This window comes from Azospirillum sp. B2RO_4 (genome assembly GCF_051124815.1).
GTDB lineage: Bacteria > Pseudomonadota > Alphaproteobacteria > Azospirillales > Azospirillaceae > Azospirillum.
Genome location: NZ_CP118488.1, coordinates 246,677 through 264,189, shown reverse-complemented (window position 1 = coordinate 264,189; position 17,513 = coordinate 246,677). Strand labels below are relative to the sequence as shown.

Sequence of the window (17,513 nt, the reverse complement as noted above, 5' to 3'; positions counted from 1 at the left end):
GACGTCCTTCGGTTGGTTTGCCGCCGGACAGCCTCCGGCGCTATGCTGACGGCTGGTCGGCAGTGTGGAGCGTCGGGACATGCGGCGGGAGAGGGGTTTGGACGAGACGGTCCGGCGCTTCCTGGACCGCAGCCTCAGCGTCAATGTCGCCACCAGCGACAGCAACGCCCGCCCGCTGGTGGCCAGAGCCGTGGCGGCGCGGGTGTCGCCGGGCATGTCGCCGGGCGGCGAACGCCTGACCGTGCTGATCGACGGGCGCGCCAACGCCGCCCTGGTCGCCGCCGTCGCCGAGACCGGGCGGCTGGCCGTGGTCTTCACCGAGCCCAGCACCCACCGGTCCATCCAGATCAAGGACGATTGCGCCTCCGTGGCCATTCCGACGGCGGAAGAGGCGGCGCTGCCCGGCCCCTACATCGACGGCTTCATCGCCGAACTGGCCGGGATGGGATTCACCGACTCCTTCGTCCGGGCGGTGATGGCGTTCGACCCGGCCGATCTGGTTGCGCTGCATCTGGACCCCGCCGACGTCTTCGACCAGACGCCGGGGCCGAAGGCCGGCGAGCGGATCCCGGCATGAGCGGCCCGCTGCCCCACCCCCTGCCCCACGGCACTCTTACCCTGGACGCCATCCGGACCTGCCTGGAGGGCGTGATCCCCGGCACCATCGCCACGGCGGACGCCGAGGGAACGCCCAACGTGTCGCAACTGTCGCAGGTCCATTACGTCGATCCCGGCCACATCGCCCTGTCCTATCAGTTCTTCAACAAGACCCGCGCCAACATCCTGGCCAATCCGGACGCGCAGCTGGAGGTGATAGACCCGGCCACCGGGGCGCAATACCGGCTGCGGCTGGCCTATCTGCGCACGGAGACCGAGGGGCCGCTGTTCGAGAGCATGAAGGCGAAGCTGTCGGGAATCGCCTCCCATGTCGGGATGGCGGAGGTGTTTCGTCTGCGCGGCGCCGACCTGTTCCGGGTGGTGGAGATCGAGGCGGTCCCCGGCGGCTGTCCCCTGCCCGCTCCGATCCGGCCGCGCAGCCTGCTGTCGGCGGTCCGGCGCGCCTGCGAGGGGTTGCGCGGCGCCGCCGACCTGTCCGACCTGCTCGACCGCGCCATCACCGCCTTGCGCGACCTGTTCGGGGTGGAACATGCGCTGATCCTGCTGCCCGACGCCGCCAGCGGCCGGCTGTTCACCGTCGCGGCGCTGGGCTACGAGGCCTCAAGCCGCGGCAGCGGCATCGGGTGGGAGGTGGCGCCCGGCGACGGCGTCATCGGGGTGGCGGCGCGCGAGCGGGTGCCGATCCGCATCACCCACATGACCACCGACGTCGCCTACAGCATGGCGATGCGGGAGGGGACGGCAGAGGGCATCACCCGCGAGATCCCCTTCCCCGGCCTGGACCGGCCGCACAGCCAGCTGGCGGTGCCGATCCCGGCGCATCCAGGGGCGTGCGGCGAACTGGCCGGCGTGCTGTTCGTGGAGAGCGCGCAGGAGATGCGCTTCACCTATGACGACGAGGATGCGCTGGCGACGCTGGCCGCACAGTTGGGGGCGCTGATGCTCGGCCTGCCGCCGGCCCATGGCGCGGAGGTCGAAGAGGTGCCGGTCCCGGTTGCCGGTCCACCGGCGGCAGGCGCCCCAGCCATCGGCACCCCGATCACCGTGCGCCATTACGCGTGCGACGACAGCGTCTTCCTCGACCATGATTACCTGATCAAGGGGGTGGCCGGCGCCATCCTGTGGAAGCTGGTGCGCGACCACACCGCGCTGGGCCGCACCGACTTCACCAACCGCGAACTGCGGCTGGCGCCCGACATCCCGCTGCCCGATTTCGCCGAGAATCTGGAAGCGCGGCTGATCCTGCTGCAGCGGCGGCTGGCCGACCGCGGCGGCTGCCTGCGCATCGAGAAGACCGGCAGGGGCCGTTTCCGCCTTGTGGTGGAGAAGCCCCTGCGGTTGGAAGAGATGAGTTGAGAGAGCCGCGAGAGGCGGATTACCCCTCGCTGACGCGGCGGCAGCGGCGCTTCATCAGGGCCAGCGCCTCTTCCGCCCGGTCGCCGGTCAGGTCGAAGCCGCGCTCGTCCAGCAGCACGCCGTCGGAGTTGTAGGCGCGCACCTGCAGGCCCTCCGGCGTCTGCTCGGCCGTCACGTCGAGGATGCCGTCGCCGGTCTCGTTGCCGGCGATGTCGAGAAAGTCGTTGACCTCGTCGAAGCTGGCCGCGACGTCATCCGGCCAGACGCCTTCGGCGGTGAAGTCCAGCAGGTCGCTCAAGCCCCCAACCGGCTCGCAACGCTTCACCCGCGGGTCGGCGGCGGCCACCGCCTCGGCGAAGGCGGCCATCGACTGGCGGATGCGCTCCTGCTCGATGGGGTCGATCTCCAGCTCCTCGCCCTCGCCGCCGAAGCCGAGATTCAGGGGATCGGGCATCGCCTCGCCCTCCTGCTCGGCATCCTCCTCGATCACCAGACCGACGACGCCGACGAGGCGGGTGCCGATGTCGTCGGGGGCGGCGACCAGATCCTGCTCGCGCACGAAGGACTCGGCTGCCTCGGGGGAGTCGATCAGGCGGCGCAGCAGGGTGCGGCGGTCGGCGGCCTCCAGGTAGGACAGCGGTTCCGGATCGAGCCACAGCGGCAGCAGCCGCATGTCGGCCGCCTTTTCCAGAAGCCCGGCCGAATCGAGCGCGCGTTCGATGGCGTCGACCGACGGCGGCTCGTCCAGCCGGCCGTCGACCTCCAGCGCCACCCAGAACAGGGTCGACAGGGTGGGGTCGCCATGCTCGTCGGTGCTCTGCGCCGTTTCCGAGAAGGCCTCGACCTCGTCCATGAAGTCGTAGCCTTCCTCCTCGCGCAGCTTGCCCAGGGCGGCTTCGATCACGCCCTGGCGGTTGCCGTCCAGCACCTCGTCCAGCAGGGCGCCGAAACGTTCGTCGTTGTTGCGCCACAGCCGGACCAGCCGGTCGGCCGGCGTCCCGCTGAACTGGCCGCCCTTGCCGTTGACTCCGTCCTTCTTCGCCATGATGCGCCCGTTCCTTTCTGATTCGCTCGTCCGGTCGGCGTGACCATAGGAGCGCCGCGCCGTCCTGTCGACCGCGATATGGTGACGCTTTACCCGACGGATGGTGGTGCCCGGCCGCGCCCGCGGCAGCGACGATTGGCCCCTTCCACCCGGACGGGAAAGGGGTAGGATTCGGGTGTTCCACTTTCGGAACTCCATTCGGGTGATCCGCCATGGCCGAACGTCCGGTTTTTCCCAAGGATTTCCTGTGGGGCGCGTCCACCTCCGCCTATCAGATCGAGGGCGGGGCCGAGGCCGACGGGCGGGCGCCCAGCATCTGGGACAGCTTTTGCAAGCTGAAGGGCCGGGTCGACAATGGCGAGACCGGCGACGTCGCCTGCGACCATTACCACCTGATGCCGCAGGACGTGGACCTGATGGCGGATCTGGGCTTGCAGGCCTACCGCTTCTCCGTCTCCTGGCCGCGGGTGCTGCCACGTGGGCGGGGGGCGCCGAACGAAAAGGGATTGGACTTCTATGATCGCCTGATCGACCGGCTGCTGGAGAAGGGGATCGAGCCCTGGCTGTGCCTCTATCACTGGGACCTGCCGCAGGCCTTGCAGGATCTGGGCGGCTGGGGCACGCGGGACGGCGTGGGCTGGTTCGAGGATTACGCGGCGCTGTGCGCCCGGCGCTATGGCGACCGGGTGAAGCGCTGGGCCACCTTCAACGAGTTCTCGGTCTTCACCCTGTTCGGCTGGGCCTTCGGCTGGGGAGCGCCCAGCATCGCCGACCGCGCCACCCATTTGAAGGTGATCCACCACGTCAACCTCGCCCATGGCGCCGGGGTGGATGTGCTGCGGGCGCTGGTGCCGGGGGCGTCCATCGGCGCGGTCCACAGCGTACAACCGATGCGGCCGGAGACCGACAAGCCGGAGGATGTCGAGGCGGCGGCCCTGTTCGACGAGCATTGGAACCGCGCCTTCCCCGATGCGCAGTTGCTGGCCCACTACCCGCGCCGCATCGCCGAGGCCATCGAGCCGTACGTCCAGCCCGGCGACATGGCGCGCATCGCCCGGCCGCTGGACTGGTTCGGGCTGAACCATTACGCCCCGGTCTATGGCCGCCGGGACGACAGCCTGATCTGGGGCTTCGGCTTCGGCTCGCCGCCGCCGGGGATGAAGCGGACGGCCATCGATTGGCCCTATGACCCCGGCTGTTTCCGCGAGACGCTTGTCGACCTGACCCGCCGCTACCGCCTGCCGATCTACGTCACCGAGAACGGCTATGGCACCAAGGCGGCCGAGACGCCGGACGCCGAGGGCCGCGTGGTGGATACGGAGCGGCTGTCCTACCTCCAGGCCTACATCGCCGCGATGGCGGAGGCGAAGCGGCTGGGCGCCGACGTGCGCGGCTATTTCGTCTGGTCGCTGCTGGACAATTTCGAATGGGGCGGCGGCTACGGCACGCGGTTCGGCATCGTCCGGGTCGATTTCGAAACCCAGGCGCGGATCCCGAAAGAGTCCGCGCGCTGGTATTCCGAGCTGATCCGGGGGGCGTGAGTGTAATCAGCGACCAATCCCCTCTCCCCCCCGGGGAGAGGGTTAGGGTGAGGGGGGAGCGCGGCGAGGATTCTTGGGAAGGCACGCAATGCATCCCCCTCACCCCGCCCCTCTCCCCGGGGGGGAGAGGGAGAATCAAGCCCCCCGCTTACTTCAAAAACGGCAGGTTCAGCCCCTGCTCCTTCGCACACTCGATGGCGATGTCATAGCCGGCGTCGGCGTGGCGCATCACGCCGGTGGCGGGGTCGTTCCACAGCACGCGCTCGATCCGCTTGGCCGCCGCGTCGCTGCCGTCGCAGACGATGACCATGCCGGAATGCTGGGAGAAGCCCATGCCGACGCCGCCGCCATGGTGCAGGCTGACCCAGGTCGCCCCGCTGGCGGTGTTCAGCAGCGCGTTCAGCAGCGGCCAGTCCGACACGGCGTCGGAGCCGTCCTGCATCGCTTCGGTCTCGCGGTTCGGGCTGGCGACCGAGCCGCTGTCGAGATGGTCGCGGCCGATGACGATGGGCGCCTTCAGTTCGCCCGACTTCACCATCTCGTTGAAGGCGAGGCCGAGGCGGTGGCGCTGCCCCAGCCCCACCCAGCAGATGCGCGCCGGCAGGCCCTGGAACTGGATGCGTTTGGCCGCCATGTCGAGCCAGTTGTGCAGGTGCGGATCGTCGGGGATCAGCTCCTTCACCTTGGCGTCGGTCTTGCGGATGTCCTCCGGATCGCCGGACAGCGCCGCCCAACGGAACGGGCCGATGCCGCGGCAGAACAGCGGACGGATATAGGCGGGAACGAAGCCGGGGAAGTCGAAGGCGTTCTCCAGCCCCTCCTCCTTCGCCATCTGGCGGATGTTGTTGCCGTAATCGACGGTCGGGATGCCCATGGCGTGGAAGGCCAGCATCGCCTCCACCTGCACCCGCATCGACTTGCGGGCGGCGGCGGCAACGGCGGCCGGCTGGCTTTCGCGGGCGGTCTCCCACTCCTCCAGGGTCCAGCCCTGCGGCAGGTAGCCGTTCACCGGATCATGGGCGGAGGTCTGGTCGGTGACGATGTGCGGCCGGGCCTTGATGTCGGTAGCGGCGCGGCGCGCCAGTTCGGGGAAGACGTCGGCGGCGTTGCCGAGCAGGCCGACGGAAATCGCCTCACCCTTGGCGCAGGCCTCGTTGATCCAGGCCAGCGCCTCGTCCAGGTCGGCGGTGTGGCGGTCGAGATAGCCGGTGCGGATGCGCATCTCGATGCTGCTGGGGCGGCATTCGACGGCCAGCATGCAGGCGCCGGCCATGGTCGCGGCCAGCGGCTGCGCCCCGCCCATGCCGCCCAGGCCGCCGGTCAGGATCCATTTGCCCTTCAGGTCGCCGTTGTAATGCTGGCGCCCGGCCTCGACGAAGGTCTCGTAGGTGCCCTGGACGATGCCCTGGCTGCCGATGTAGATCCAGCTGCCGGCGGTCATCTGGCCGTACATCGCCAGACCCTTGCGGTCCAGCTCGTTGAAGTGCTCCCAGGTCGCCCAGCGCGGCACGAGGTTGGAGTTGGCGATCAACACGCGCGGCGCATCGGCATGGGTGCGGAAGACGCCGACCGGCTTGCCCGACTGCACCAGCAGCGTCTCGTCGTCGTTCAGCGTCTTCAGCGCCGAGACGATGCGGTCGAAGCTCTCCCAGTCGCGGGCGGCGCGTCCGATGCCGCCATAGACGACCAGTTCCTGCGGCCGTTCGGCCACGTCGGGGTCGAGGTTGTTCATCAGCATGCGCATCGGCGCCTCGGCGAGCCAGCTCTTGCAGCTCAGTTCGGGGCCGTGCGGGGCACGGATGACGCGCTGGTTGTCGAGGCGGGATGACATGGGGGGTGGCTCCTGGTGGGAGGGACGTGCATGTGTTGTTGACTCTTGCCCCCACCCCAACCCTCCCCCGCTGGGCGGGGGAGGGAGCAAGCGCTTGTACGGGAGGGGGGCGGTAGTCCCTCCCCCGCCCAGCGGGGGAGGTTAGGTGGGGGTCTAACTCCTCAAGGCGGCGGCAGCTGGAAACGCGCCCCCAGCCGATACCGGCTGCCGGGATGCACCAGCATCGCCACCGTGACGACGCGGCCCTGCACCCAGGTGCGGCGGGTAACCCGCAGGCAGGGCTCGGTGACGGGGATGTCGAGCAGGCGGGCGATCTCCGGCGTCGGCGACACCGCTTCGATGACGTGCTCCACCTGCGGCGCGGATTCCAGCCGGATCAGGTACTCGCCCGGCGTCTGGCGGGTGAAGTCCTGGTCCAGATAGTCGGGCGCGACCGACGGGTTGACCCAGCGTTCCTCCAGTTGCACCGGCACGTCGCTCTCGCTGTGGACGACGACGGAGTGGAACAGCTTGGCGCCGACCGGCAGGTTGAAGCGGCGGGCCAGACCGGCATCGGCGGCAACCGCGAGCAATCGCTCCACCCGGCAGGAATGGACGTTGCCACGCTCGGCGATCTCGTCGGCGATGCTGCGCAGTTCCACCACGTCGGTGCTGGGCGGCCGTTCGGCAACGAAGGTGCCCAGCCCCTGCACGCGGGTCAGCAGCCCTTCGTCGGTCAGGTCGCGCAGCGCGCGGTGGACCGTCATGCGGCTGACCGAAAACTCCTCCAGCAGCTTGTGCTCCGACGGAATCTGGAAGCCTTCGGGCCAGTCGCCGGAGCTGATCCGGCGGCGGATGGCCTCCTTGATCTGGGCGTAGCGCGGCTGGGCGGTGGAAATGACGTCGCTCATGCGGCCTCCAGGCGGGGCTTGCGGACCACGCCGCCATTGACCACCGCCATGCAGGGGTTGAGGCCGATGGCATAGGCCAGTTCCGCCGGATGCTCGATGCGCCAGAGCGCCAGATCGGCGCGCTTGTCCCGAGCGATCACGCCGCGGTCGGTCAGGCCAAGCGCCCTCGCCGCATTGCGGGTGATGCCGGCCAGCGCCTCCGCCGGGGTCAGGCGGAAGAAGGTGCAGCCCATCGACAGCATCAGCAGCAGCGACGTCACCGGCGACGTGCCGGGGTTGTTGTCGGTGGACAGCGCCATCGGCACCCCATGTCGGCGCAGCAGGTCGATCGGCGGCAGCTTGGTCTCGCGCAGGGCGTAGAAGGCGCCGGGCAGCAGCACCGCCACCGTTCCGGCCTGCGCCATGGCGGCGACGCCGTCCTCGTCCAGATGTTCGATATGGTCCGCCGACAGCCCCCCGAACTCCGCCACCAATCGGGCGCCGCCGAGGTTGCTCAATTGCTCGGCATGCAGCTTCACCGGCAGGCCGAGCCGCTTCGCCGTCTCGAACACGCGGCGGGTCTGGGCGACGGAGAAGCCGATGCCCTCGCAGAAGGCGTCCACCGCATCGGCGAGGCCCGCTTCGGCGATGGCCGGCAGCGTCTCGGTGCAGATGCGGTCGATGTAGCCGTCGGGGTTGCCCTTGAATTCGGGCGGCAGGGCGTGGGCGCCAAGATAGGTGGTGCGGACCTCCACCGGGCGGACCTGGGCCAGCCGGCGGGCGACGCAGAGCATGCGCGTCTCGGTTTCGGTGTCGAGGCCGTAGCCGGACTTCACCTCCACCGTCGTCACGCCTTCGGCCAGCAGGCTGTCCAGCCGCGGCAGGGTGGCGGCCAGCAACTGGTCCTCGCCGGCGGCGCGGGTGGCGGTGACGGTGGACAGGATGCCGCCGCCGGCCCGCGCGATCTCCTCATAGCTGGCGCCGTTCAGCCGCATCTCGAACTCGCGGGCGCGGTTGCCGCCATAGACGAGGTGGGTGTGGCAGTCGACCAAGCCGGGGGTCATCCAGCCGCCCCGGCCGGAATGGACCTCGGTCGCCAGCGCGTTCGGCGCGTCGGTAAGATCGGCGCGCGGCCCGACATAAGCGATGCGGCCATCCTTGATGCCGACCGCCGCGTCGGCGATGGCGGCATAGCCGTCCCCGTCGTTCATCGTCGCGACGGACAGGTCGATCCACAGGGAATCCCACGGCGCGCTGGTCGGCATCTTCGGCTCCTTCCTACTCGGTCCAGTCCCCTCTCCCCCCCGGGGAGAGGGTTAGGGTGAGGGGGACGCGTGGCGGCCCTTTACCAAAAATCCTTCCTGTGCATCCCCCTCACCCCGACCCTCTCCCCGGGGGGGAGAGGGAGATTGCCGCCGGGCGTAGAGAAACGCGCTGTCGAAGGAAGGCTCTTGGCAGCAGGTTGCCTATACTTGTATAGTGTTGTCTATAATAGCGAGGGCGCCCTCATGAGCAACCTGTTTTTTGCCTCGGCGCTGCTGCCGGACGGCTGGGCGGAGGATGTGCTGGTCACGACGGACGAGCGCGGCCGGATCGTCTCGGCGACGCCCGGTGCCGCCTGCCCGGCCGGTGCGGAGCGCTTCGCCGGGGCGGCGGTCGCCGGCATCGCCAACCTGCATTCCCATGCCCACCAGCGCGCCATCGCCGGGATGGGCGAAAGCTCCGGCGAGGGCTCCGACAGCTTCTGGAGCTGGCGCGAGGTGATGTACCGCGCGCTCGACCGCATGGGGCCGGAGGAGTTCGAGGCGGTCGCCGCACAGCTCTATGTGGAGACGCTGAAGGCCGGCTTCACCGCCGTCGCCGAATTCCATTACCTGCACCATGACCGCGACGGGCGCCCATACGCCGACCCGGCGGAGATGAGCCATCGCGCCGTCGCCGCCGCGCGGACGGCCGGGCTGCCGATCACGCTGCTGCCGGTGCTCTACAATTCGTCCGGCTTCGGCGGCACGCCGCCGACCGCCGGACAACGCCGCTTCATCCATGACGGGGCAGGGTTCGCGCGGCTGACCGAGGCCCTGCGCCGCACCTATGGCGAAGCCGACGACGTGCAACTCGGCATCGCCCCGCACTCGCTGCGTGCCGTGCCGGACGGGTTGCTGACCGAGACCGTTGCCGCCAACCCGCAAGGCCCCATCCACATCCACATCGCCGAGCAGCGCCGGGAGGTGGAGGATTGCCTCGCCCACCATGGCCGCCGTCCGGTGGAGCACCTGCTGGAGACCCAGCCGGTCGGTGGCCGCTGGTGCCTGATCCACGCCACCCATATGACCGAGGGCGAGGTGGCCGGCGTGGCCGCCAGCGGCGCCGTCGCCGGCCTGTGCCCGACCACCGAGGCCAATCTGGGCGACGGCTTTTTCGCCGCCGAATCCTACATGGCGCAGGGCGGGCGCTGGGGCATCGGCTCGGACAGCCACATCTCCGTCAGCCCGGTGGAGGATCTGCGCTGGCTGGAATACGGCACGCGCCTGACCGGCGAGCGGCGCACCGTGCTGGCCGGCGGCCCCCGCCGTTCCACCGCGCGCCGGCTGGTGGAGGATGCCCAGGCCGGCGGCGTGCAGGCCACCGGATTCGAGGCTGGGCGTATCGCCGCCGGACTGCGTGCCGACCTCGTCGTGCTCGACACCGACCACCCGCTGCTGGCGGCGCGCAAGGGCGATGCGCTGCTCGACAGCTGGATCTTTGCCGGCAACGCCCCCCTCGTGCGTGACGTGGTGATCGCCGGACGCGCAATCGTCCGCGACCGCCGCCACCCGCGCGAGGAGGAGATCGCCGACCGCTTCAAAAAGACACTTGGGAGACTTCTGGGATGAGCGAGAGCATCACTCTGGTTCCGGGCGCGCTGTCGCTCGACACGCTGCGCAGCATCTATCGCGGCCGTCCGGCCTTGACGCTCGACCCGGCGGCCTATCCGCGGATGGAGCGCTCCCGCGCCTTGATCGACAAGATCGCCGGCGGCGACGAGGCGGTCTATGGCGTCAACACCGGCTTCGGCAAGCTGGCCCACACCCACATCGCGGCGTCGGATCTGGAGACGCTCCAGCGCAACCTGATCCTGTCGCACGCCACCGGCGTCGGCGCTCCGCTGGCCGATGGCGTGGTGCGGCTGATCCTGGTCATCAAGGCGGTCAGCCTCGCCGTCGGCGCCTCCGGCGTCCGCCCGGCGCTGGTCGATGCGCTGCTGAAGCTCTATGAGGCCGACGTGCTGCCGGTGGTGCCGGGCAAGGGCTCCGTCGGCGCGTCGGGCGATCTGGCGCCGCTGGCCCATCTGTGCGGCGTGCTGCTCGGCATCGGCCATGTCCGGGTGAAGGGCGAAACCCTGCCGGCGGAGGAAGGGCTGCGCATCGCTGGCCTGCCGGTGTTCGACCTGAAGGCCAAGGAAGGCCTGGCGCTGATCAACGGCACCCAGGTGTCGACCGGTCTGGCGCTTGCCGGCCTGTTCGAGATCGAGCGCACCTTCAAGGCGGCGCTGGTCGCCGGTGCGCTGTCGGTCGAGGCGGTCAAGGGCAGCCACCGTCCGTTCGACGCCCGCATCAGCGCGCTGCGCGGCCAGCCCGGCCAGATCGCCGTCGCCGCCGCCTTCCGCGACGTGCTGGCCGGCAGCGAGCTGAACGCCAGCCACCAGGGCCCCGACTGCCACCGGGTGCAGGACCCCTACAGCCTGCGCTGCCAGCCGCAGGTGATGGGCGCGGTTCTGGACCAGATGCGGCAGGCGGCGCGCACGCTGGTGATCGAGGCCAACGGCGTTACCGACAACCCGCTGGTTCTGGTCGACACCGGCGAGGTGCTGTCCGGCGGCAATTTCCATGCAGAGCCGGTGGCGATGGCCGCCGACCAGCTCGCCATCGCCGCGTCGGAGATCGGCGCGCTCGCCGAGCGCCGCATCGCCATGCTGATCGACACCACCATCAGCGGCCTGCCGCCCTTCCTGGTCGCCGAGCCGGGGCTGAATTCCGGCTTCATGATCGCCCATGTCACCGCCGCGGCGCTGGCGTCGGAGAACAAGTCGTTGGCCCACCCCGCCAGTGTCGACAGCCTGCCGACCTCCGCCAACCAGGAGGACCATGTCAGCATGGCGACCTTCGCGGCGCGCCGTCTGGGCGACATCGCCGGCAACGTCGCCGACATCGTCGGTATAGAGCTTTTGGCCGCGATTCAGGGTCTGGAGTTCCATCGCCCGTTGAAGACCGCCGACCGGCTGGAGCAGGCCATCGCCGCCATCCGCGCCGAGGTGCCGCGCTATGAGGTCGACCGCTACTTCGCCCCGGATCTGGCCGCCATCGGCGCCCTGGTGCGCAACGGTGCGCTTGACCATCTGATGCCGGTGGAACTGGAGACCGCATGATGACGGATAAAATCTTCGAACTGGTGCAGGGCGACGGGCCGCTGATCATCAGCATGCCCCATTGCGGCACCGAGCTTTCCCCCGGACTGGCCGAACGCCTGACGGAGGAGGCGCTGACCCTCCGCGACACCGACTGGCACATCCCGCGCCTGTACGGCTTTGCGAAAGATATGGGGGCAACGCTGCTGAGCGCGCGCTATTCGCGCTATGTCGTCGACCTCAACCGGGCATCGACGGGCGAGAGCCTGTATCCCGGTCAGGCGACCACCGGCCTGTGCCCGGATGTGCTGTTCGACGGCACACCGCTCTACCGCGACGGGCAGGCGCCCGACGCGGCGGAGGTGGCGCAGCGGGTGGAGGGCTATTGGCAGCCCTATCACGGTGCGCTGGCAGCGGAACTGGCGCGGGTGAAGGCCCGGCACGGCTTCGCCCTGCTCTTCGACGCCCACTCTATCCGCAGCCATGTGCCGCGGCTGTTCGACGGGCGGTTGCCCGACCTGAATCTGGGCACCGCACGCGGCACCAGCGCCGACCCCGCCCTGATCGCCCGCGTCGTCGCAGCGATGGAAAGTGCGTCGGCGGCGGAGGGGCTGACCTGTGTCGCCGACGGCCGCTTCGTCGGCGGCCACATCACCCGCCGGTACGGCCGGCCGGCGGACGGCGTCCACGCCGTCCAGATGGAACTGGCACAGGACCGCTACATGGACGAGGAGGCGCCGCCCTTCGCCTATCTGCCCGACCGGGCGGAGCGGTTGCAGAGGGTGCTGACGGCGGTGCTGGACGCCTTCGCCGGCTGGCGGCCGGCGCAGGGCTGATCCTTTTGTACCGGTTTTGGGGCGGCGCCGTTGGCCGGAGCCGTCCCAAAGCGAGTGTCATCGCTCCAATTCGTCACCCGTCTGGGGCGGCCGGTCCGGCACCCGCTCCAAAAATGACCGCAGGCCCGCACCCGTTGCGGCGCCGGCACGGGCTTTCAGGAAGGAGGCAGCCGTTTCGACGGCACCGACCTTCTCGGCCACAGCCGCAGCGATCCACTGGTTCAGTGATACGCCATCCTCGCGGGCCAGCCGGGCGGCGGCATCCTTGACGGATGCGGGCAGCTTGAGGGGATAGGTCGCCTTGCTCATATCGCTGCTCCTCGCAGGAACTCCGCCGGCCTGAGAACCGGGATGCCAAACCGCGGTGCCGCACTGGCAAAGTCCCGAACATTATGGGTTACCAGCACGTCTGCCCGGCCATTGACCGCCGCCTCCAGCACCATTTCGTCGGCAGGATCGGAAAGTTGGGGCCGCCATGTGAAACGCACGTCAACCGGCTCCAGAACTGCTGCCAATTCGCTTAGCAGACCATCCAGATTCGCCCCGCTCAGTCCGTGAACCTCACACTGTTCAGGCCGCTTCAACACCGCCTCGTACTCCAGGAACAGGGCTGTGGTCACCAATGCAGTGAACTGTCGATCGGCAAGAAGGCTCAGCACCGCAAATGAGGCGCCCCGCCGACTCCGCAAGCCTGCGGTCAGAATGTTGGTGTCGAGGACAGCTCTCTTCATTCCGGTGATTATGGGTGGATCCCTTACGGAGGGCAATGCAGATGATATCCTATGGGATGTCCTGTCGAGAGTGGAGCGTCGTTCAGGCAGACAGGCTCAGGGAACCGCCGCCGCTCGCCCCGCGTTCCTCTGAGGCGCCCATGTTGCGGCGCAGAAGGCAGAGGACCGGCGTTGAGCGACATCATCGAACAGACTGCGATCGAGAATCCGGGCGGCGGCATCGGCTATGGCGGAAACCCGGTTCCCGCCATCCTTCAGCCGACACTGACCGCCGTCGATGCGCTCGACGCGCAGGTCCACGAAATCGTCACCTGCGATCCCGGTCCGGTGGGCCATGCGCTGGCAACCGCGGGCCATTACGTCATAAAGCGGCATGTGCTGATCCCCGGCTTCGCCATCGCCGGCATCGTCGGGCTGCTGAGCGGTCACGCGGATCTGCGCCGCGCCGGCAGCGTCGGCGTCGCCGGGCTGGTGGTGACCGCGACCGCCAGCCGCTCGATCAAGCGCTATGTGAAGCGTCGTCGCCCGGATGAATGCCCCCCGCGCCGCAAGCCGGGGTGGCGCATCAGCGCGCGGTCGCTGCCGTCCGGACATGCGGCAAGCGCCTTTGCCGCGGCGACGGCGCTCGCCACCGTCAGCCGGTCGCCGGCCCAAAGCCTGATGATCTACGGAACGGCGGCGGCACTCGCCGGCGGACGGGTGGTCCGGAACCGGCATTGGACGTCCGACGTGCTGGCCGGCGCCCTGCTGGGAACGGCGGTGACGTTGCTGGCGCGGCGTCTTCTGGCGCGCTAACGCTATTTCTTCGGCAGCGGCAACGCGGCCTGCGCCGGCTTGGCCGGATCGGCGAGCCGCTTGGCGCGCTTGGTGCGCACCTCCGCCGCCTCTCCCGCCTTCAGAGGCACGAAGCCGTCGGGACGCATGGCGTTGCCGACGATCTGCTTCAGCAGGTCGATGTTGGTGGTCTGGACCCGGCGACCGCGGCGGACCTGATCCAGGAACTTCTGCGACGGGGTCAGCACATAGTCGATGGCGTCGATGCGCTTGCCGACCTTGGTGTATTCCTTGTCGGCGACGTCGAGGATCCCCTCCTCCACCAGCGCGTCGACGGCGGATGTCACCACGCGCAGCGTATCACGGCGGCGCGACCACTCGTTCATGCCGCTGTTCTTGATGATCTCGTCAGCACTGATCGAGATTGGCTTCGCCTCGTCGTCGGCGGTGTCGTATTCGATCGACAGGCGGTTGTAGAGCCAGCGCGACACCGGCGACTTCAGCTTCATCAGCCAAGCGTAGGAGACCGGCTTGAACTCCAGGTCGCGGATGGCGGCGGAGACCAGCGGGTTGAATTCCAGATAGGTCTCCTCGACCCCGCCATCCTCATCAACCAGATCCGGGCGCGATCGGATTGCCAGCACCGGGAAGGCAGTGGATTCCAGCAGGTTCTGCCCGCGGCTCTTCTTGCCCGGCTCGGCGCTGCCGCCGGTGGAGATGATGATGCGCGACCGCGCCAGGATGGTCAGGGATTCGCGGATGTCCTGGATCGACAGGGTGTGGTTGACCGCCCGCAGTTCGCGCTGGATCTCGTAGAGGCTGAAGCGCATCTGCACCTTGTCGCGGTTCTCGCCGGTCAGCGACAGGCGCGAACGGTCCATGGCAAGGCGGCGGACGACCTGCTCCACCACCTGCTCGCGCTCCGACGGGAAGATCTCGACTTCGACCAGATCCGGCCCGGCGCCGGGGGCACGGTCGTCCCTCTTCGCGGTGCTGAGCCGGTCGATACGGGCGGGCTGGACGGTCAGGCGGTAGTTACGGCCACGGAAGGCGAACTCGCGCCGCACCGACTTGATGAAGTTGTCCTTGGTAACCAGCTCGCCCTTGTCCTTGGCGGCCTTTTCCTTGTCGTTGTCGCGGGAGACGAAGACGAAGCGCGGCGCCAGATCGTAGAGCGCGATCAGGTGTGATTGCGAACGGTCTTCCAGCTCGAACAGTATGAGCTGCGCGGCGCTGGTCGGGGCCATCTTGGTCATGAACGTCTCCGGATGTCGGGAGTAACCATGGCGCGGCGGCCCCGCCGGTGCAACAGAACGCGGAGAAATTACCGCATCCGGGATGGAGCGACAGCCCGCGCATATGGCGCCGTACCCCGCGATGATGGAGCAACGGCCCGCGGTTATGGAGCGACAGCCCGCGATTGGGCCGCAAAGCCGGTCTTGCCGGGGTGCGTGACCGCGACTCCTTGAAGAATCGGGGAGAATCGGCGCCGGCGGACGGCAGGCGCGCCGGGTGGAACCGCGGGCTGCCGCTCCATGAGAGGTGGGGACGGTTGCGGGAGGGGCCGAATTGCTCGCGTTTCAAGCCATCCGCGGTCAATCGCGGGCTGTTGCTCCAGCATCGCGGGCATTTGGTGGGCGGCAAATCGCGGGCAAAGGCTTCAGGAGCGCGGGCAAAGGCATCAGGATTCCGATTCGGAGAGGAACCGCGAGCCGATGCTCCATGGTCGCGGGCAGGGGCTTTACGGTCGCGGGCTGTCGCTCAGCAAGCGCGGGCTGCCGCTCCATGGGGTGGTCATGGAGCAGCTGCCCGCGATTCGACTCTGCCATCAACCGCTTCGAATCCTCTGAACCAAAGGTGACGGCCAGACATGCGGCCGTCCATGCGTCCGATCTTGCGCGGATGGCGCGGAGGAGTATCGCCACAGATGACTGACAGCAGCACGAACCCGAACCGCTGGGGCCGGATCCCGGCCTGGTGGCTCGACCACCCCGACCTAGACGCCGACGGCCTTGCCGTGCTGGCGGCGCTCAGCACCTACGCCGACGAGGCGGGGGTGTGCTGGCCGTCGCAGGCGACGCTGGCGGACAAGCTGAAGCGCAGCCGACCGACCGTCAACCGGATCCTGGGCCGGCTTGAGGCGCTCGGGCTGGTCGGCATCGAACACCGCCGCTCGACCAACGGTGGCCGGCTGAGCTGTCGCTATCGGCTGGCGCTGATCGCCGAGAACGCGGCGGACGAGAAGGCCGGTGATGGTGCAGGGGTGGACACCCCCGCTGACTCAACGGCGGACTCCCCCTGTTCAGCAGCGAGTCACAAACAGCCTGAACCAGAACAGATTCCTGACACGCTCCACCGGCGTGCGGACGTGGGGACGACGCAGGTCGCCGAGCCGGTTCCGCAGGACTGGACGCCGCCGACCGCAGATCGCGAGTGGGCGGCGGGGCGCTTTCCCGATCTGGACGTCGATGGACATGCCGAGCGCTTCGTCCAGCAATGCCGGGCTCATGGCTATCGCTACCGCGATCCGGCCGCAGCGTGGCGGTCCTGGCTGTTGCAGGACGCCGGGAGTATGGCGCCACAGCCCGCGGCAACCATCCGCGGATCGGGCAACCGCGGTGCGCGCGCCGCTTCCCGCCCATCGACATCCGCCGCTACATCCGCCGGAGCATCCGCCGCGGCCGCCAATGCGGAGCAGCGCCTGTCGGCTTGGGCCAGCGTCGCCGCGCGTCTGAACGCCGGCCAATCGGCCACTCCCGCCAATCCCTGGGGAATCGCATGAGCAACCTGCACCCGTTCCCGGCGACTCCCGCCGCTCCGCCCAGCCTGCCGCTGCCCTTCGATCCGGCGATGGCCCCGTCCTTGCGGAGCCGCATGCTGCGCGAGGCGCTGCCGGAGCCGCTGCAACGGCTGCTCGACCGCGGACAGGTCGGGCGCCACAGCCGCTTCACCGAAGACGGCTTCGCCGACGTCGTGGAGGATTGGACGCCGCCCGACGGGGTGACGCAGCGTCATGCCGCACTGGCCCGGCGGGCGCTTGCGGAAATCGACGAAACCATCCTGGCGCCGGCGCCGGCCAACCATCTGCTGGGCCGCGTGCTGGCGCTGCTCAGCCACTTTCCGGCCAAGGCGACGACACCGGAGGTGGAGCAATTGCTCGCGATGGACTGGGCGGACGATCTGGGCGAGTTTCCTGCCTGGGCCATCGATCAGGCGGCACGTCGCTGGCGCCGGACCCGCAAATGGCGGCCGAGCATCGCCGAGATCCGCGCGTTGTGCGAGGAGGCCTGCGCCGCCGAACGGGCTTTGGCCGAGCGGTTGCGGGCAATCGCGATGGCCGGGGAGCGGACCGGAGAGTTGGGCGGTGGACGCGCCGCGGTGCGACCGGTGCTGGCGTCGGCGATGCGTCGTATGCGATGATGGCAGCGATTTCTGTCTTAACTTGCGCATCTGTGGCAGGGGCGACACCCTGTACCGGCGGTGCGAAGCTAAGACATGTCTTAGATTTGCGCCACGGGCGGGCTTTGG

The 17,513-nt window shown here is 69.1% G+C and carries 16 protein-coding genes; 9 read left to right on the top strand and 7 right to left on the bottom strand.

The annotated features are described in order from the left end of the window. Positions 1–97: 97 nt before the first annotated feature. Together PWS46_RS22000 and PWS46_RS21995 are read left to right on the top strand one after the other, a co-directional pair. Positions 98–577 (top strand): hypothetical protein, encoded by a 480-nt coding sequence (locus PWS46_RS22000; RefSeq protein WP_434623478.1) that lies wholly within the window; start codon positions 98–100, stop codon positions 575–577. Then, complete coding sequence (locus tag PWS46_RS21995) at positions 574–1,974, top strand: GAF domain-containing protein (protein WP_434623477.1); 1,401 nt, start codon at positions 574–576, stop codon at positions 1,972–1,974. Before PWS46_RS22000 ends, PWS46_RS21995 begins: the two co-directional genes overlap by 4 nt. 19 nt (positions 1,975–1,993) lie before the next feature. On the opposite strand, the gene PWS46_RS21990 is transcribed toward PWS46_RS21995, so the two are convergent. Further along, positions 1,994–3,019, bottom strand: coding sequence for a hypothetical protein (locus PWS46_RS21990; RefSeq protein ID WP_434623476.1), 1,026 nt, complete (start codon positions 3,017–3,019; stop codon positions 1,994–1,996). Positions 3,020–3,231: 212 nt separating this feature from the next. Between PWS46_RS21990 and PWS46_RS21985 the strand changes: the two genes are divergently transcribed. Then, positions 3,232–4,560 (top strand): GH1 family beta-glucosidase, encoded by a 1,329-nt coding sequence (locus tag PWS46_RS21985; protein ID WP_434623475.1) that lies wholly within the window; start codon positions 3,232–3,234, stop codon positions 4,558–4,560. Positions 4,561–4,708: 148 nt separating this feature from the next. On the opposite strand, the gene hutU is transcribed toward PWS46_RS21985, so the two are convergent. The 3 genes from hutU to hutI form a co-directional block, all read right to left on the bottom strand. After that, positions 4,709–6,391: a urocanate hydratase gene (gene hutU, locus PWS46_RS21980; RefSeq protein ID WP_434623474.1), complete on the bottom strand. Its 1,683-nt coding sequence runs from the start codon at positions 6,389–6,391 to the stop codon at positions 4,709–4,711. 161 nt (positions 6,392–6,552) lie between these two features. Next, positions 6,553–7,281 (bottom strand): histidine utilization repressor, encoded by a 729-nt coding sequence (gene hutC, locus PWS46_RS21975; protein ID WP_434623473.1) that lies wholly within the window; start codon positions 7,279–7,281, stop codon positions 6,553–6,555. Continuing rightward, a complete protein-coding gene (gene hutI, locus PWS46_RS21970; protein WP_434623472.1) occupies positions 7,278–8,525 on the bottom strand; it encodes an imidazolonepropionase in 1,248 nt (415 codons plus the stop codon). The genes hutC and hutI overlap by 4 nt, the downstream gene beginning before the upstream one ends. 243 nt (positions 8,526–8,768) lie before the next feature. On the opposite strand from hutI, the gene PWS46_RS21965 reads away from it, so the two are divergent. From PWS46_RS21965 to hutG, 3 genes are read left to right on the top strand one after another with little or no spacing between them, the layout of a single operon-like run. Then, entirely contained in the window at positions 8,769–10,133 is a 1,365-nt protein-coding gene (locus PWS46_RS21965) for a formimidoylglutamate deiminase (protein ID WP_434623471.1), read from the top strand. Next, positions 10,130–11,665, top strand: coding sequence for a histidine ammonia-lyase (hutH, locus tag PWS46_RS21960; protein ID WP_434623470.1), 1,536 nt, complete (start codon positions 10,130–10,132; stop codon positions 11,663–11,665). Before PWS46_RS21965 ends, hutH begins: the two co-directional genes overlap by 4 nt. Further along, positions 11,665–12,480 carry an N-formylglutamate deformylase gene (hutG, locus tag PWS46_RS21955; protein WP_434623530.1) on the top strand — a complete coding sequence of 272 codons (816 nt, stop codon included), beginning with the start codon at positions 11,665–11,667 and terminating at the stop codon, positions 12,478–12,480. Before hutH ends, hutG begins: the two co-directional genes overlap by 1 nt. A 57-nt stretch (positions 12,481–12,537) precedes the next feature. Here hutG and PWS46_RS21950 read toward each other — a convergent pair whose 3' ends face one another. Beyond that, entirely contained in the window at positions 12,538–12,789 is a 252-nt protein-coding gene (locus tag PWS46_RS21950; RefSeq protein ID WP_434623469.1) for a pilus assembly protein HicB, read from the bottom strand. Beyond that, positions 12,786–13,211 (bottom strand): putative toxin-antitoxin system toxin component, PIN family, encoded by a 426-nt coding sequence (locus tag PWS46_RS21945; protein WP_434623468.1) that lies wholly within the window; start codon positions 13,209–13,211, stop codon positions 12,786–12,788. Before PWS46_RS21945 ends, PWS46_RS21950 begins: the two co-directional genes overlap by 4 nt. Before the next feature lie 171 nt (positions 13,212–13,382). On the opposite strand from PWS46_RS21945, the gene PWS46_RS21940 reads away from it, so the two are divergent. Beyond that, a complete protein-coding gene (locus PWS46_RS21940) occupies positions 13,383–14,006 on the top strand; it encodes a phosphatase PAP2 family protein (protein WP_434623467.1) in 624 nt (207 codons plus the stop codon). A gap of 2 nt (positions 14,007–14,008) precedes the next feature. On the opposite strand, the gene PWS46_RS21935 is transcribed toward PWS46_RS21940, so the two are convergent. Then, on the bottom strand, positions 14,009–15,241 hold the full coding sequence (locus PWS46_RS21935) for a plasmid replication protein (RefSeq protein ID WP_434623466.1): 1,233 nt from the start codon (positions 15,239–15,241) through the stop codon (positions 14,009–14,011). A 671-nt stretch (positions 15,242–15,912) separates the two neighbouring features. On the opposite strand from PWS46_RS21935, the gene PWS46_RS21930 reads away from it, so the two are divergent. Continuing rightward, positions 15,913–16,767 (top strand): helix-turn-helix domain-containing protein, encoded by an 855-nt coding sequence (locus PWS46_RS21930; protein WP_434623465.1) that lies wholly within the window; start codon positions 15,913–15,915, stop codon positions 16,765–16,767. Beyond that, positions 16,764–17,405: a hypothetical protein gene (locus tag PWS46_RS21925; RefSeq protein ID WP_434623464.1), complete on the top strand. Its 642-nt coding sequence runs from the start codon at positions 16,764–16,766 to the stop codon at positions 17,403–17,405. Before PWS46_RS21930 ends, PWS46_RS21925 begins: the two co-directional genes overlap by 4 nt. Positions 17,406–17,513: the final 108 nt, after the last annotated feature.

What these genes read in the sequence shown, in the direction of transcription:
- PWS46_RS21990 (WP_434623476.1), bottom strand. Translation starts at nt 3,019, where the DNA reads ATGGCGAAGAAGGACGGAGTCAACGGCAAGGGCGGCCAGTTCAGCGGG.
- hutI (WP_434623472.1), bottom strand. Translation starts at nt 8,525, where the DNA reads ATGCCGACCAGCGCGCCGTGGGATTCCCTGTGGATCGACCTGTCCGTC.
- hutH (WP_434623470.1), top strand. Translation starts at nt 10,130, where the DNA reads ATGAGCGAGAGCATCACTCTGGTTCCGGGCGCGCTGTCGCTCGACACG.
- PWS46_RS21930 (WP_434623465.1), top strand. Translation starts at nt 15,913, where the DNA reads ATGACTGACAGCAGCACGAACCCGAACCGCTGGGGCCGGATCCCGGCC.
- hutG (WP_434623530.1), top strand. Translation starts at nt 11,665, where the DNA reads ATGACGGATAAAATCTTCGAACTGGTGCAGGGCGACGGGCCGCTGATC.
- PWS46_RS21950 (WP_434623469.1), bottom strand. Translation starts at nt 12,789, where the DNA reads ATGAGCAAGGCGACCTATCCCCTCAAGCTGCCCGCATCCGTCAAGGAT.
- hutC (WP_434623473.1), bottom strand. Translation starts at nt 7,281, where the DNA reads ATGAGCGACGTCATTTCCACCGCCCAGCCGCGCTACGCCCAGATCAAG.
- PWS46_RS21985 (WP_434623475.1), top strand. Translation starts at nt 3,232, where the DNA reads ATGGCCGAACGTCCGGTTTTTCCCAAGGATTTCCTGTGGGGCGCGTCC.
- PWS46_RS21945 (WP_434623468.1), bottom strand. Translation starts at nt 13,211, where the DNA reads ATGAAGAGAGCTGTCCTCGACACCAACATTCTGACCGCAGGCTTGCGG.
- PWS46_RS21995 (WP_434623477.1), top strand. Translation starts at nt 574, where the DNA reads ATGAGCGGCCCGCTGCCCCACCCCCTGCCCCACGGCACTCTTACCCTG.
- PWS46_RS21935 (WP_434623466.1), bottom strand. Translation starts at nt 15,241, where the DNA reads ATGACCAAGATGGCCCCGACCAGCGCCGCGCAGCTCATACTGTTCGAG.
- PWS46_RS21965 (WP_434623471.1), top strand. Translation starts at nt 8,769, where the DNA reads ATGAGCAACCTGTTTTTTGCCTCGGCGCTGCTGCCGGACGGCTGGGCG.
- PWS46_RS21925 (WP_434623464.1), top strand. Translation starts at nt 16,764, where the DNA reads ATGAGCAACCTGCACCCGTTCCCGGCGACTCCCGCCGCTCCGCCCAGC.
- hutU (WP_434623474.1), bottom strand. Translation starts at nt 6,391, where the DNA reads ATGTCATCCCGCCTCGACAACCAGCGCGTCATCCGTGCCCCGCACGGC.